Origin of the sequence: Bradyrhizobium sp. YR681, from assembly GCF_000282615.1 — a bacterium.
Lineage (GTDB): Bacteria > Pseudomonadota > Alphaproteobacteria > Rhizobiales > Xanthobacteraceae > Bradyrhizobium.
This window is the reverse complement of the sequence record NZ_AKIY01000180.1, coordinates 1-13,291: the sequence shown is the minus strand read 5'-3', so window position 1 is coordinate 13,291 and position 13,291 is coordinate 1. Positions and strand designations below refer to the sequence as shown.

General features: G+C 64.3%; 15 protein-coding genes. 10 read left to right on the top strand and 5 right to left on the bottom strand.

What is annotated here, in order from left to right:
• Nucleotides 1-117: 117 nt before the first annotated feature.
• Entirely contained in the window at nucleotides 118-1,041 is a 924-nt protein-coding gene (locus tag PMI42_RS13890; protein ID WP_035965630.1) for an ABC transporter ATP-binding protein, read from the top strand.
• A gap of 15 nt (nucleotides 1,042-1,056) precedes the next feature.
• Complete coding sequence (gene cynS / locus PMI42_RS13885; RefSeq protein WP_008135039.1) at nucleotides 1,057-1,545, top strand: cyanase; 489 nt, start codon at nucleotides 1,057-1,059, stop codon at nucleotides 1,543-1,545.
• 70 nt (nucleotides 1,546-1,615) lie between these two features.
• On the opposite strand, the gene purB is transcribed toward cynS, so the two are convergent.
• The gene (gene purB / locus PMI42_RS13880; protein WP_008135036.1) at nucleotides 1,616-3,058 is read right to left on the bottom strand and encodes an adenylosuccinate lyase; all 1,443 of its coding nucleotides are present in this window, start codon (nucleotides 3,056-3,058) and stop codon (nucleotides 1,616-1,618) included.
• A 95-nt stretch (nucleotides 3,059-3,153) separates the two neighbouring features.
• On the bottom strand, nucleotides 3,154-3,477 hold the full coding sequence (locus PMI42_RS13875; RefSeq protein WP_008135035.1) for a DUF1476 domain-containing protein: 324 nt from the start codon (nucleotides 3,475-3,477) through the stop codon (nucleotides 3,154-3,156).
• Between the two features lie 342 nt (nucleotides 3,478-3,819).
• Here PMI42_RS13875 and purC point away from each other — a divergent pair, with 342 nt between their 5' ends.
• The 5 genes from purC (at nucleotide 3,820) to PMI42_RS13850 (ending at nucleotide 6,640) form a co-directional block, all read left to right on the top strand.
• On the top strand, nucleotides 3,820-4,587 hold the full coding sequence (gene purC, locus PMI42_RS13870) for a phosphoribosylaminoimidazolesuccinocarboxamide synthase (RefSeq protein WP_172782948.1): 768 nt from the start codon (nucleotides 3,820-3,822) through the stop codon (nucleotides 4,585-4,587).
• 13 nt (nucleotides 4,588-4,600) lie between these two features.
• Nucleotides 4,601-4,843, top strand: coding sequence for a phosphoribosylformylglycinamidine synthase subunit PurS (gene purS, locus PMI42_RS13865; RefSeq protein WP_008135030.1), 243 nt, complete (start codon nucleotides 4,601-4,603; stop codon nucleotides 4,841-4,843).
• Nucleotides 4,840-5,406, top strand: a complete 567-nt coding sequence (locus tag PMI42_RS13860; RefSeq protein WP_008135028.1) for a hypothetical protein — start codon at nucleotides 4,840-4,842, stop codon at nucleotides 5,404-5,406. Before purS ends, PMI42_RS13860 begins: the two co-directional genes overlap by 4 nt.
• Nucleotides 5,407-5,494: 88 nt before the next feature.
• Entirely contained in the window at nucleotides 5,495-6,088 is a 594-nt protein-coding gene (locus PMI42_RS13855) for a hypothetical protein (protein WP_008135026.1), read from the top strand.
• A 15-nt stretch (nucleotides 6,089-6,103) separates the two neighbouring features.
• Complete coding sequence (locus PMI42_RS13850) at nucleotides 6,104-6,640, top strand: hypothetical protein (RefSeq protein ID WP_240535240.1); 537 nt, start codon at nucleotides 6,104-6,106, stop codon at nucleotides 6,638-6,640.
• Between the two features lie 13 nt (nucleotides 6,641-6,653).
• On the opposite strand, the gene PMI42_RS13845 is transcribed toward PMI42_RS13850, so the two are convergent.
• Nucleotides 6,654-7,670, bottom strand: coding sequence for a magnesium and cobalt transport protein CorA (locus PMI42_RS13845; protein ID WP_008135022.1), 1,017 nt, complete (start codon nucleotides 7,668-7,670; stop codon nucleotides 6,654-6,656).
• Between the two features lie 165 nt (nucleotides 7,671-7,835).
• Between PMI42_RS13845 and purQ the strand changes: the two genes are divergently transcribed.
• The 3 genes from purQ (at nucleotide 7,836) to PMI42_RS13830 (ending at nucleotide 10,424) form a co-directional block, all read left to right on the top strand.
• Nucleotides 7,836-8,537, top strand: coding sequence for a phosphoribosylformylglycinamidine synthase subunit PurQ (purQ, locus tag PMI42_RS13840; protein ID WP_008135020.1), 702 nt, complete (start codon nucleotides 7,836-7,838; stop codon nucleotides 8,535-8,537).
• Nucleotides 8,534-9,508 (top strand): tripartite tricarboxylate transporter substrate binding protein BugD, encoded by a 975-nt coding sequence (locus PMI42_RS13835; protein ID WP_008135018.1) that lies wholly within the window; start codon nucleotides 8,534-8,536, stop codon nucleotides 9,506-9,508. Before purQ ends, PMI42_RS13835 begins: the two co-directional genes overlap by 4 nt.
• A 178-nt stretch (nucleotides 9,509-9,686) precedes the next feature.
• Nucleotides 9,687-10,424: a tetratricopeptide repeat protein gene (locus tag PMI42_RS13830; RefSeq protein ID WP_008135017.1), complete on the top strand. Its 738-nt coding sequence runs from the start codon at nucleotides 9,687-9,689 to the stop codon at nucleotides 10,422-10,424.
• A 13-nt stretch (nucleotides 10,425-10,437) separates the two neighbouring features.
• Here PMI42_RS13830 and PMI42_RS13825 read toward each other — a convergent pair whose 3' ends face one another.
• Together PMI42_RS13825 and PMI42_RS13820 are read right to left on the bottom strand one after the other, a co-directional pair.
• Nucleotides 10,438-12,318, bottom strand: a complete 1,881-nt coding sequence (locus tag PMI42_RS13825) for a TRAP transporter large permease (protein WP_008135016.1) — start codon at nucleotides 12,316-12,318, stop codon at nucleotides 10,438-10,440.
• Nucleotides 12,315-13,291 (bottom strand): TRAP transporter substrate-binding protein (locus tag PMI42_RS13820; RefSeq protein WP_008135014.1); only part of this gene is annotated, 977 nt, incomplete at its 5' end. The genes PMI42_RS13825 and PMI42_RS13820, both read right to left, overlap by 4 nt.

Genomic DNA, 13,291 nt, shown 5'->3' with positions numbered 1-13,291 from the left:
GGGGGGGGGGGGCTCTCCACGAGTCCAACTCTCACCGTCCCCGCGGAGAGCCCCCCTCACCCCAACCCTCTCCCCGCAAGCGGGGCGAGGGAGTGCAGCACGCTTGTGGAGCTGCCTGTGACCGACAAATTCATCTCCATCGAAGGCATCGCGAAGCGCTATCCGGGCGCCAATGGCGCCACGACGACGGTCTTCGAGAATTTGTGGCTCTCGATGGCCCGCGGCGAGTTCTGCTGCGTGATCGGCCATTCCGGCTGCGGCAAGACCACGGTGCTCAACATCCTCGCCGGCCTCGATGCGCCGAGCGAAGGCGCGGTGATCGTCGACGGACAGGCGATCTCGGGCACCAGCCTCGACCGCGCCGTGATCTTCCAGAGTCACGCGCTGCTGCCCTGGCGTACCGTGCTCGGCAATGTCAGCTATGCGGTCTCGTCGAAATGGCGCAAATGGGACCGCGCCAAGGTCAGGGCGCATGCGCAGAAATTCATCGATCTCGTTGGACTCACGGGCTCGGAGCACAAGCGACCGTCAGAGCTGTCGGGCGGCATGAAGCAGCGCGTCGGCATCGCGCGCGCTCTCTCGATCACGCCAAAAATGATGTTGATGGACGAGCCGTTCTCGGCGCTGGACGCGCTGACGCGCGGCACGCTCCAGGACGAGGTGCGGCGCATTTGCCTCGAGACCGGGCAGACCGCGTTCATGATCACCCACGATGTCGACGAGGCGATCTATCTCGCCGACAAGATCTTTCTGATGACCAATGGCCCCGGCGCGGTGCTGGCCGAGGTCGTCGAGAATCCGCTGCCCAGGGATCGCGGCCGCACCGATCTGCACCGCCATCCGCTCTACTACGCGCTGCGCAACCACATCATCGATTTCCTGGTGACGCGCAGCAAGACGTTCACCACCGAAAAGCCCGATCACGATCCACGCAATGTGCCGGTCGTGCACATCGGCAAGCCCGGACTGACGATCGCGTCAAACGGCGAAGATCAACGACAGACCTGGACACCCGGGACCACCCCCGGATTGACCGCTTAAGAAGGGAGATTCCACATGAAGCGCGAAGACCTCACCGAAAAGCTGCTCGACATCAAGCGCGAGAAGGGCTGGACCTGGAAATACATCTGCGAGCAGGTCGGCGGCTATGCCGAGGTGCTGATCGTCGGCGCAATCCTCGGCCAGATGAAGCTGACGAAGCCGCAGGCGGCCAATGCTGGCGAGCTGTTCGGCCTGTCGAAGGCTGAAACGGCGATGCTCAACGAGGTGCCGATGCGCGGCACCGGCACGCCGATGCCGCCGACCGATCCCTTGATCTATCGCTTCTACGAGATGGTAATGGTGAACGGCCCTGCCTGGAAGGCGCTGATCGAGGAAGAGTTCGGCGACGGCATCATGTCGGCGATCGACTTCGACATGGGGATCGAGCGCGTCGCCAACCCGAAGGGCGACCGCGTCAAGATCACGATGTCAGGCAAGTTCCTGCCGTACAAATATTACGGCGCCAGCGGCAACGTGCCGGAATACGGCTTCAAGGAAGGCTGACGGGGGCGACTGGGGAATTGCGAGTAGCGAATGGAGTTTGGCCCATTCGCTATTCGCAAGCCACAATTCGCTAGAGAATCGCGCCCGGCGCATAGCCGGCCGCTTGCGGATTGGCCTTGGCCAGCGCATCGACCTGCTCGGCGAAGTGATCGACCTGTGCGCCGGCATCGCCTGAGTTGGCGCGGCCATGATCGAGCACGCTCTGCAATTCGGCTTCGCTGAGGCTCAGGCGCTGATCGGCGGCGAGGCGCTGAAGCAAATCGTTCTGCACGATCTTGCCGGTGCGCAGGTCACGGATGGCCGCGACCGCGTGCTCCTTGATCGCCTCGTGCGCGCCTTCGCGGCCGGCGCCCTTCTTCACCGCTTCCATCATCACCGTGGTGGTCAGCAGGAAGGGCAGATAGCGGTTCAGCTCGGTCGCGACGACGGCGTCGAAGATTTCCATCTGGTCGAGCACCGAGAGCAGGGTCTCGAGCAGGCCGTCCATGGCGAGGAAGGTGTCGGGCAGCATGACGCGGCGGACCACGGAGCAGGAGACGTCACCCTCGTTCCACTGATCGCCGGCGAGGCCTGCGGCCATCGCGAGATAGCCCTTCAGCACCACATGCAGGCCGTTGATGCGCTCGCAGGAGCGGCTGTTCATCTTGTGCGGCATGGCGGACGAGCCGACCTGGCCCTTGGCAAAGCCTTCGCTGGCGAGCTCATGGCCGGCCATCAGGCGCAAGGTCTTGGCGAAGCTGCCCGGACCGCTAGCGAGATCGACGAGTACGCTGACCGCACGGAAGTCGAGGCTGCGCGGATAGACCTGGCCGACGGCATCAAAGCTCTTGGGCAGGCCGAGATGCTTGAGGATTTGCTGCTCGAGCGCGCGGGCCTTGCCGGCATCGCCGTTGAACAACGTGATCTGGTCGAGCCGGGTGCCGACCGCGCCCTTCAGGCCGCGCGCGGGATAGGTGTCGAGCAGGTTGACCAGGCTCTGATGCGCGAGCAGCATCTCCTCGCCGAACATGGCGATGCGTTTGCCGAGCGTCGTGACCTGCGCGGCCACGTTGTGCGTGCGCGCCGTGAACGGGATGTCGCGCAACTGTTTTGCATGTTTGGCAAAACGGATCAGCGCGGCGATGGTCTTGGACTCGATCAGCTGCAGTCCGCGGTAGACCTGGAGCTGCTCCACGTTCTCGGTGAGGTCGCGGCTGGTCATGCCCTTGTGCAGGTGCTCGTGACCGGCGAGCTCGCAGAATTCCTCGATCCGCGCCTTGACGTCGTGGCGGGTGATGCGCTCGCGGCGCATGATGGAGGCGAGGTTAACCTGGTCCTTGACCCGCTCGTAAGCCTCGATCACGCCATCCGGCACCGGGATGCCGAGATCGCGCTGACCTTTCAGCACGGCGATCCAGTAGTCGCGTTCGAGGCGGACCTTGCCTTCGCCGCTCCAGATGGCGCGCATCGCGGGCGAGGCATAGCGCTCGGCGAGGACGTTCGAGATATGATCTTGGGTCTTATCCTGGGACATGCCGCTCATTTGGCATTGCCCGGGGCTTGCCGCAAGCTGTTATGGAGCGAGCGGCGAACGGGGGTTGACCGCGCCATTCGCCGCTCCCTGCCGGCCTATTTCCCGGCCTTCACCTCGGCGGCGGCCACAGCGAGCAGCTCGCTCATCTTGGCCCGAATCGCCTGCTCGGTGACGACGACGCTCTTGGCGGCGAAATCACCCATGATCTTGCGCAGGACGTCGGCATCGCCGGCTTCCTCGAAATCGGCCGCGACGACCTCCTTGGCGTAGGCGGTGGCGGCTTCGCCTGATATTCCGAGCTTTTCAGCCGCCCACAGGCCGAGCAGACGGTTGCGGCGGGCCTCCGCCTTGAATTTCTGCTCCTCGTCGAGGGCGAACTTCTTCTCAAAGCCTTCCTCGCGCTTGTTGATTTCGCTCATGCCTCTTCCAATTCCTTGGCTGACTGGACCGGATCATCCTTTCGCCGCCCTCGTTGCGAGGCACGCGGCGCATGCCTAGATAGGGGGCAGGAATCGGCAAAACAACGGGCCGTTAAGCCGCAGGCAAGGCGGTATAAGTTGGCATCGGATGAGCCGGATCGATTGTGCTGGGACAGCCAATCGGATAGGTTGCCTGGAGGCTTGGTTCCCGTTCTGTTTCCTTGGTGTTTCCTTGGGTTATGGATGGGTTCCGGGCTGTTCACGGCAGCTCCGCTGTGGGTCGTAACCTGGTAACCGGAGCACACCAAATACATGGATTTCAACAAAACACGGTACATCCCCATGAGCCGTCGGCGTCGCATTTATGAAGGCAAGGCAAAGGTTCTGTATGAAGGTCCCGAGCCCGGTACCCTGATCCAGCACTTCAAGGACGACGCCACCGCGTTCAATGCCAAAAAGCATCAGGTGATCGAGGGCAAGGGTGTCCTCAACAACCGGATCTCGGAGTACCTGTTTCAGCACCTCAACGACATCGGGGTGCCGACCCATTTCATCCGCCGCCTCAACATGCGCGAGCAGTTGATTCGCGAGGTCGAGATCGTGCCGCTGGAAGTGGTGGTGCGGAACGTCGCCGCCGGCTCGCTGTCGCAGCGCCTCGGGATCGAGGAGGGCACGCAGCTGCCCCGTTCGATCATCGAGTTCTATTACAAGAACGACCAGCTCAACGACCCCATGGTGTCGGAAGAGCACATCACCGCGTTCGGCTGGGCGACGCCCCAGGAGATCGACGACATCATGGCGCTCGCCATCCGCGTCAACGATTTCCTCACCGGTCTCTTCCTCGGCATCGGCATCCGCCTCGTCGACTTCAAGATGGAGTGTGGGCGCCTGTTCGAGAACGAGATGATGCGAATCATCGTCGCCGACGAAATCTCGCCGGACAGCTGCCGTCTGTGGGACATCAAGTCGAACGAGAAGCTCGACAAGGACCGTTTCCGCAGGGATCTCGGTGGCCTGCTCGAGGCTTACACGGAAGTCGCAAAACGCCTCGGCATCCTCATGGAGAATGAGCGTCCGCAGGGCACTGGCCCGGTGCTGGTGAAGAGCTAAGAGGGATACAGACGTGAAGGCACGTGTCACCGTTACCTTGAAGACGGGCATTCTCGATCCGCAAGGCAAGGCCATCGAAGGCGCGCTGAAGTCGCTCGGCGTCGACGGCGTCGCCAGCGTGCGCCAGGGCAAGGTGTTCGACATCGAGCTCGCCGGCGCCGACAAGGCCAAGGCGGAAGCGGCATTGAAGGACGCCGCAGACAAGCTGCTGGCCAATACCGTGATCGAGAACTATCGGGTGGAGCTGCTCGGGTGATGCGAGCGGTTGCCTGGGTCGCCGCTGTGGCGACCATGCTGCTGCCGGTCCTTGGCATCCAGTTCGCAGCCGCCCAGACCCCCGGCACGACCAGCGTCACGATACGAAATCCCGATCCGGCCAAATGGGCCGGACGCAGCAATCTCTTCGGCAAGAGCACCGGCGAATTCGTCTGCCGTCCGCTGGCTTGCCCCGACGCGGCCAAGGTCACCGCAACCATTTCGAGCAGCCCGACCCGCAGTCCCGACCCCCAGGCGCTGGCAAAGCTGGCCAGCCAGATTCCTGAATCGGTTGCGCGCGCCAATCAGGACAATGCTGCCGCAGGCCGGAAGCTCGAGCGGGTCTCCAGCGGCACGGCGACGCTGCGCGGCTATCCGGCGATCGTCCAGGAATTGCGCGTCGTCGGCGAGAAGGGCCCCGCCTATCTCAGCAAGGCGACCATGTTCGTCAAATCGGCGATGGTCAGCATTTCCTCGTTTTCCCCCTCGCAAGACTTGGCGCGACGCAACCGCGATCTGTTCATCAAGACGATGGAAGTGACGGACACGCCCATCCCGCGTTAAGCAGCATCACTGAAGCTGTTGACGACCCTCTTTATCGGAAACCACAGGTTGTCTACACTCCGGACGGGTGCGTATTCGGGGCGGGGTGATGGGGACCATTTCAGACGTTGTCCGGTTTGCGGTCATGGCCGCGGCCGCGTTGTCGCTTACGGGCTGTGTCACGACGGCCGTCGGCCCGGAGCATCCGGGCACCAGAGTGACCTTCAAATCGCCGGATCCGGAAAAATGGACCGGCACGCGGCTGTATGGCGAAAGACGCTCGATCTTCCGCTGCAAGCCGCTTGCCTGTCCGGAGAATTCGGTTGTCACCATCCGCACCGCAGCCAGTCCGACCCGCAGCCCCGATCCCGTGGCCTTGCAGAAATTCGCCGAGGCGGATGCACAGCGTCAGATGGCCCAGACCGAGCAGGCATCGAGCGAAGCGGTCGGGCGCCTGAGAGACCTGACGCTGGTGTCCTCGCGCGTCGCCAAGATGAAGGAATTCCCGGCGGTTCACTGGGAGTACAGGGCGACCGGCCCTAACGACAAGCCAGTCTACCTCGTCCGCGACATGGTATTCGCTGGCAATACCATGATCGACGTCATTTCCACCTCGCTCGCCGTCGAGGTCGCGCGCCGCAACGGCAGCGACTTTGTCGGCGTGATGGAAATCGAGGATTTCGCGCCTCCGGCGCGGCAGTGACATGAAGACCGGTATGTGGCTCTACGTTCGCTCGTTGTTGCTCTCGCCGCACTGGTGCTCGCGGGCGGAGCTGCTTCCGCCGAGGCCCCGAAATCCGGGGCGGAGCGAGGTCCGCCATTCTCGGTCGGCGGATTCCGCTATGAGCTGAGGCCCAACGATGTCCACATGTTCGTTTGCGAGCAGCCCGGCTGCGGGGCCCAGTCCAGGGTGAGCTATCGTTTTTACCCGCCCGGCAATACGATGACGCTGGAGCAGTTCCGCGAAGAGCAGGCCCAGATCGTCAAGATGCTGGAGCAGCGCACGCCGGGCCAGAAGATCTCGATTCTCGGAATCGATGGCGACAGTGGCACCAAGGTGCCACGCCTGTTCAAGGCGCGGCGCCTGATGGTGAAACCCGACGGCACCAGGGAATATCAGGTCAGCGGTTACCTGTTTGGCGACCGTGGCGCGGCCAGCCTGATCAGTTCCTCGGCCAGCGAGAAGGCCAGCTCCGACAATTATGCGAAATTCGCCATCGGGGTCATGGTGGTGCTGGCGCCGGCGAGTCGCTGAGCGCTTTCGCAGCTCACAGCCATCCGACGCGGCGGAAGCGCCAGTACAGCGCGCCGCATGCCGTCAGCATCACGCCGAGCAGCAGATAATAGCCGTATTCCCACTCCAGCTCCGGCATGTGCTTGAAGTTCATGCCGTAGATGCCGGCGAGCGCGGTCGGGATCGCGATGATCGCAAGCCACGAGGCGAGCTTCTTGGAGACCGCCGTCTCCTGCGCCTGTCCGACCAGCAGGCTCGCTTCGAAGGCGAAGGCCAGCACCTCGCGCATGGAATCGATCCGCTCCTGGATGTTCCTGACGTGATCGGTGACGTCGCGGAACAGCGGCTGCATCGTCGCGCGCACCATCGCCAGCTCGTCATGCTCCAGCCTGCGGCAGACTTCCACCAGCGGGCCGATGGCGGTCCTGAGCCGCAGCAGGTCGCGGCGCAGCATGTAGAGCCGCTCGATCTGCGCCTTGCTGATCGGCTGGGAGAGCACGTCGTCCTCGATGCCCTCGACCTCCTCGTGAATGCTCTCGAGCACGGGCGAGTAGTTGTCGACGATGAAATCGAGGATGGCATAGAGGATGTAGTCCTCGCCGCGCGCCAGCGCCCGCGGGCAGCTTTCGCAGCGTTCGCGCACCGGCGTGTAGGAGGTCGAGGCGCCGTGGCGGACCGAGACCAGATAGCCTTCGCCGACGAAGATGTGGGTCTCGCCAAAGGCGATCCGGCCCTCGATCAGCTGCGCGGTCCGCGCCACGATGAAGAGGGCCTCGCCATACTGCTCGATCTTCGGCCGTTGATGGGCGTTGTTGGCGTCCTCGATGGCGAGGTCGTGCAGATCGAACTGCTTCTGCACGGCGCTGAGCAGCGCCATGTCGGGCTCGTGCAGGCCGATCCACACGACATGGCCGGGCTTGGCCCGCCAGCTCGAGGCCTCGCTGATGGCGATATTGGCGACGCGCCGGCCGTCGACATAGGCGCCGGCAGCGACGACGCCCTCGGTGGAGATGGGCTCGGAGGGGGATGCGGGCAGCGACGGGACGTTCATGGCTTCAATCCCGGGTCAAATCGCGCGGCCAGACGTCTTGGCCATGGCCTGTGCACAAGGCGGTTCGGCGAGGCTAGCACTGGTAAAATCCTCGTCAAATGGCTATGTCTCCTGACGAATTGGCCCTGTGGCCAGCCCGATTCCCGTCACCGCCGGAACCCGCCCATGAAAGCCGCCATCCTCGTCTTTCCCGGAATCAACCGCGAGCGCGACATGGCGCGCGCGTTGAGGGTGATCTCGGGCAGCGAGCCCGCGATGGTCTGGCACGCCGAGACGTCGCTGCCCGCGGGTACCGATCTCGTGGTCGTGCCGGGCGGATTCTCCTATGGCGATTATTTGCGCTGTGGCGCAATCGCCGCGCGTGCGCCGGTGATGGACGCGGTGCGCGATTATGCGGCCAAGGGCGGCCTCGTGCTCGGCGTCTGCAACGGTTTCCAGATCCTCTGCGAGTCCGGCCTGCTGCCGGGCGTCCTGATGCGCAATGCGCGGCTGAAATTCATCTGCAAGGACGTGCATTTGCGCGTCGAGCGTTCCGATACGCCGTTCACCCGCGGCTACAATGCCGGCCAGGTGATCCGCGTGCCCGTCGCCCATGGCGAGGGCAATTACGAGGCGGATGAAGAGACCATCAAGCGCATCGAGGGCGAGGGGCGGGTGCTCTATCGTTACTGCTCCGCCGACGGCGCGGTCGACGAGAGCCACAACATCAACGGCGCGGCGCATTCGATCGCCGGCCTCGTCAACGACAGGGGCAACGTGCTCGGCATGATGCCGCATCCCGAAAACCACGTCGAAGACATCATGGGCTGCACCGACGGCCGCGGCCTGTTCGCCGGCCTCACCGCACATCTGGAAAAGGCCGCGTGATCCCGTTCGTCGTGAAGCGGCTGTCGGCCGCCATCGCCGTCGTTGCGTTCGCAACTGCCGCGTTCGCGCAGGATTTTCCAAAACGTCCTGTGACCATGATCGTGCCGTTCGCGGCCGGCGGCACCTCGGACGTGATCGCGCGCACCGTCGCCGAGCAGATGGGCATCGCGCTTGGCCAGACCATCGTGATCGAGAATGTCGCCGGCGCCGGCGGCTCGACCGCGCTGGCGCGCGCCTCCCGCGCCGAGCCTGACGGCTACACCATCGCGATCGGCAATGCCGGCACCAATGCTGCGACCTACACGATCTATCCCAAACTGCCGTTCACGCCCGACTCCTTCGTGCCGATTGCGATGGTGGCGAAGACGTTCGGCATCGTCGCCGTGCGCAAGGATTTTCCGGCGAAGGACCTCAAGGAGTTCATCGCCTACGCCAAGGCCAATCCGGGCAAGATCAATCTCGGCCATGCCGGCGTCGGCTCGTCGAACTATTTGATCTGCAAGAGCTTCGTCACGGCGGCCGGGATCGATGCGACGCTGATCGGCTATCGCGGCGCCGCGCCTGCGCTGACCGACGCAATCGGCGGCCAGATCGACGGCGTCTGCGATGCCGCCGCCTCGGTCTCGCAGTCGATCAACGAGAAGCTGGTGCGCGGGCTTGTGGTCGGCTCGACCGTGCGGCTCGCGACGGCCCCCGACCTGCCGACCTCAACCGAGGCGGGCCTTCCTGAATTCGAGGCGCAGGGCTGGAATGGCCTGTTCGCGCCCAAGGGCACGCCGCCGGCAGTGATCGCCAAGCTGAATGCGGCCGCGCGGACCGCCGTGGAAACCGACGCGGTGAAGAAACGTTTTGCCGAGCTTTCGACCGTTGCGCCCGATGACAATGAGCACACGCCGGAGCTGCTCCAGCAGCTCGTGACGCGCGACGTCGAGAAATACCGGAAAATGCTGGCGGACGACGCCAAGCAATAGCCGTTTCGGTTGCGGTCCCGTGAACCTGCATCGCGTTCGAGACGACTGACCCTCGTCGCCATCAAGGCGCGCGCCTGAGATCGCCGAATTTTGCGGAAGACGGGCAACTCAAAGTTGTCTCGATGCGGCAGTTGCGATATCAGGGAACGTGCGCTGTCGTCGTGCCCGTGGATGTCACATGCCCGTCGCCTTGGTCGTTCTGCTGCTCGATATCACGCTGATCTATCATGCCTCTCGAACCGGGCGGTTGCAGCCCTGGGCCTTCATCATCCTGATGGTGCCGTTGATCGGCGCGCTCGCCTATATCGTGGTCGAGCTCGTCCCCGAATGGTTTTCCAGCCCCGGCGCGCGGCAGGCACGTCAGCGTGTCGCGAGCCGTCTCGATCCCGAGAAGCACTATCGCGAGCTCTGCGACCGGCTCGCCGGCACCGACACCATCGCCAACCGCGCCGCGCTGGCCGAGGAGTGCGCGAAGGTGGGGCGCTACGGTGAAGCCGAGCAGCATTACAGTCACATCCTGAGCCTGCCGATGGGCCACGATCCCGCCTATGCGCTCGGCAAGGCGCAGGCCGAGTTTTCCGCCAAGCGTCCGGCCGATGCGCTCGCGACGCTGGACGATCTCCAGAAGCAATGGCCTGAGTTCGACTCCGCCGATGCGCATCTACTCTATGCCCGCGCGCTCGCCGAGGTCGGCCGGCTCGACGAGGCGCTGGAGGAATATCACGCCGTCGCAGGTTACTTCCCAGGCGCCGAAGCGCGGGTGCGCTACGGCATGCTGCTGCAAATGGTCGGCCGCAGCGCCGAGGCGCGCGTGGTCTTCAACGAGCTCCTGATCCAGATGCGCCGCGCGCCAAAATATCTGCGCGAGGCGCAGGCCGAGTGGCTGTCGATCGCGGAGAAGCAGATTTCAGCGTGAGCGGGTGTATACCTCACAGAAACACCAGCGATATCCAGGGCACGAAGGTAATCAGCAGCAGGCCCAGGAACAGCCAGGCGAGATAGATCCAGATCCTGCGCATGCCGGCATCCGGCGACACGCCGCCGATGCTGCAGGCGGCGTAGTAGCAGAGGCCGAACGGGGGCGCGAACAGGCCGAGGCCCATGGCGAGGATCACCACCATCGCATAATGCACCTCGTTGATGCCGAACTGCGCGGCCACCGGGAACAGCAGCGGGCCGAACAGCACGATGGCCGGAATCCCCTCCAGCACGCTGCCGAGCACGATGAAGGCGATCACCGAGATAAGCAGGAAGCCGTAGGCGCCGCCGGGCACGCCGGCCATGCGTGCGGCCAGATCATGCGAGAAGCCGGATTGCGCCAGCGCCCAGGCCATCGCACTCGCGGCCCCCACGATGAACAGGATCGAGCCGGACAGCGCGGCTGTCTGCACCAGCATCGGCAGCACATTCTTCCAGGAGAGGCTGCCGCGATAGATGATCAGGCCAAGCACGAGGCAATAGGCGATGCCGATGGTCGAGACCTCGGTCGCGGTTGCATAGCCCTCGACCACCGCGCTGCGGATCGGGAACGGCAGCGCCAGGGCCGGCAAGGCGGCCCACAATGTTTTCGCAACGACCGACAGCGGCGCCCGCGCGACCTTGATCGCGGCATTCTCCTCCGCGCCCGCCCGATAGCGCGCGACGAAGGCAAGCACGATCGCCAGCACGATGCCGGGCAGGATGCCGGCGGTGAACAATGCGGCGATCGAGACGCCGGTGACGGAGGCGATCGCGATCAGCACGATCGACGGCGGAATGGTCTCGCTCATCGCGCCCGATGCCGCGAGCAGCGAGACCAGCTCGCCGTCCTTCATGCCGCGCTTGCGCATTTCGGGAAACAGCACGGGCGCGATGGCCGCCATGTCGGCGGTCTTGGAGCCGGAGATGCCGGAGACCAGCAACATGGCCCCTAACATCACATAGGACAGTCCGCCGCGGACATGACCGAGCACGGAGGCGAGGAACGCGACCATGACGCGCGCCATCCCGGTCTGCTCGACCATCTGTCCCAGCAGCACGAACAGCGGCACCGCGAGCAGGATCAGCGAGCTCATGCCCTCGTCGATCCGCCCGACCACGACCAGCAGCGGTGTCCGCGTCGTGGTCAGCAGGAAAGCGACGGTCGCCAGACAAAAGGAAAACGCGATCGGCACGCCCGCCATCACGGCGCAGCCGAGCAGGCCGACGAAGAAGATCAGCAGGTTCCAGTTGCCGAGTGATTTCAGCGAGGGACCTGCGACATAGAGCACGCCGGCAATCGCCGCAAACAGGACGGCAACGGCAAGCAAATCCTTTGCCGATCGCTTGACGAGGGTCAGGCAGATGCTGGCCAGCGCAATGATGCAGCCGACCGGAATCGCGGCCGCGCGAACCATGCCGGACCAGCCGAGCGCCGGCGTCTCCACGAAGGCCTGGTCCTCCACATAATCCAGCGCCGGATGCAGGATGATCGCGAGGAACAAAGCGACGCCACCGGCCGCGAGCGTCGAGGCCCAGGCCTCCGCGCGCGGCGACAGATACGACGTGAAGAAGGTCAGGCGCATATGCGCCGAGCGTTGCACGGCGATCGCGCTGCCGAGCATCGCCAGCCACAGGAACAGGATCGACGCCAGTTCGTCCGACCAGATGATCGGCCGGTGGAATACTCCGCGTGCGACGATGCCGGCGAACAGGATGACCACCTCGGCGACCACGGCGATCGCCGCCGGGATCTCCACCAGCCAGCGCAGCGACTGCTCCAGCCAGCGTCCGCGCAGCGCCTGCGCCCCGCCGAGCGTCACCGCATCAGGCATGCCGACCACAGCGCTCATGCCAGTGCTCCGGCGGCGGCTTCCAGCGTCTTCCAATTGTCCTCGCCGAACTTGCCACGCCATTCCTTGTAGAAGCCGGCGGTCGACAACTCCTTGCGGAACGCCTCCTTGTCGGAGGCCTCGAAGGTGATGCCCTTGGCGACCAGCTGGTCCTTCAGCGTCAGATTGAGCTTTGCGGTGTCGGCGCGCTGCTCCATCGCGGCCTGGTCGAATTCGCGCCGGACGATCGCCTGCAATTCGTCAGGCAGTGCCTTCACCGAGCGGCGGTTGCCGAGAATGAAGAACGGATCCCAGATGTGGTTGGTCTCGGAGATGTATTTCTGCACTTCGTAGATCTTGCCGGCCTCGATGGTGACGAGGCCGTTCTCCTGGCCGTCGACGAGATGGGTCTGGAGAGCCGTGTACAACTCGTTGAAGTTGATCGAGGTCGGGTTGGCGCCGAGCGACTTGAACAGCGAGGTAAAGATCGGCGACACCGGCACGCGGATGCGATAGCCGGCGAGGTCGGCCGGCGTCTTGATCGGTTTTGTAAATGACGAAATCTGCCGGAAGGTGTTGTCGGCGGGCTTGGCGATCACAAGTGCACCGGTCTTCTCGATCTGGCTTGCGATCAGCTTGCCGAGTTCGCCATCCATCGCACTCCAGACCTGCCCGTAATCCGAGAAGGCGAAGCCGACATTGGCGATGCCGGCAACCGGCGCGACCGTCGACAGCACGGAGCCGGCGATGTTGAGGAAGTCGACGCCGCCGCTGCGGATCTGGGTCAGCAGATCGGTGTCCGAGCCGAGCTGCGAGGCGGGAAAGAACTTGATCTCCAGCCGGCCGCCGCTGGTTTCCTTGATCCGCTTCACGGCCTGATCGAGGCGGGTGTTGATCGGCTGCGTCAGCGACTGGCCGGTGGCGAGCTTGTATTCGAACTCCGCGGCCTGTGCCGGCCTGGTGCGAAGTGCGACCAGTGGAACGGCGGCAGCCG

What these genes read in the sequence shown, in the direction of transcription:
- cynS (WP_008135039.1), top strand. Translation starts at nt 1,057, where the DNA reads ATGAAGCGCGAAGACCTCACCGAAAAGCTGCTCGACATCAAGCGCGAG.
- purB (WP_008135036.1), bottom strand. Translation starts at nt 3,058, where the DNA reads ATGTCCCAGGATAAGACCCAAGATCATATCTCGAACGTCCTCGCCGAG.
- PMI42_RS13875 (WP_008135035.1), bottom strand. Translation starts at nt 3,477, where the DNA reads ATGAGCGAAATCAACAAGCGCGAGGAAGGCTTTGAGAAGAAGTTCGCC.
- purC (WP_172782948.1), top strand. Translation starts at nt 3,820, where the DNA reads ATGAGCCGTCGGCGTCGCATTTATGAAGGCAAGGCAAAGGTTCTGTAT.
- PMI42_RS13855 (WP_008135026.1), top strand. Translation starts at nt 5,495, where the DNA reads ATGGGGACCATTTCAGACGTTGTCCGGTTTGCGGTCATGGCCGCGGCC.
- PMI42_RS13845 (WP_008135022.1), bottom strand. Translation starts at nt 7,670, where the DNA reads ATGAACGTCCCGTCGCTGCCCGCATCCCCCTCCGAGCCCATCTCCACC.
- purQ (WP_008135020.1), top strand. Translation starts at nt 7,836, where the DNA reads ATGAAAGCCGCCATCCTCGTCTTTCCCGGAATCAACCGCGAGCGCGAC.
- PMI42_RS13830 (WP_008135017.1), top strand. Translation starts at nt 9,687, where the DNA reads ATGCCCGTCGCCTTGGTCGTTCTGCTGCTCGATATCACGCTGATCTAT.
- PMI42_RS13825 (WP_008135016.1), bottom strand. Translation starts at nt 12,318, where the DNA reads ATGAGCGCTGTGGTCGGCATGCCTGATGCGGTGACGCTCGGCGGGGCG.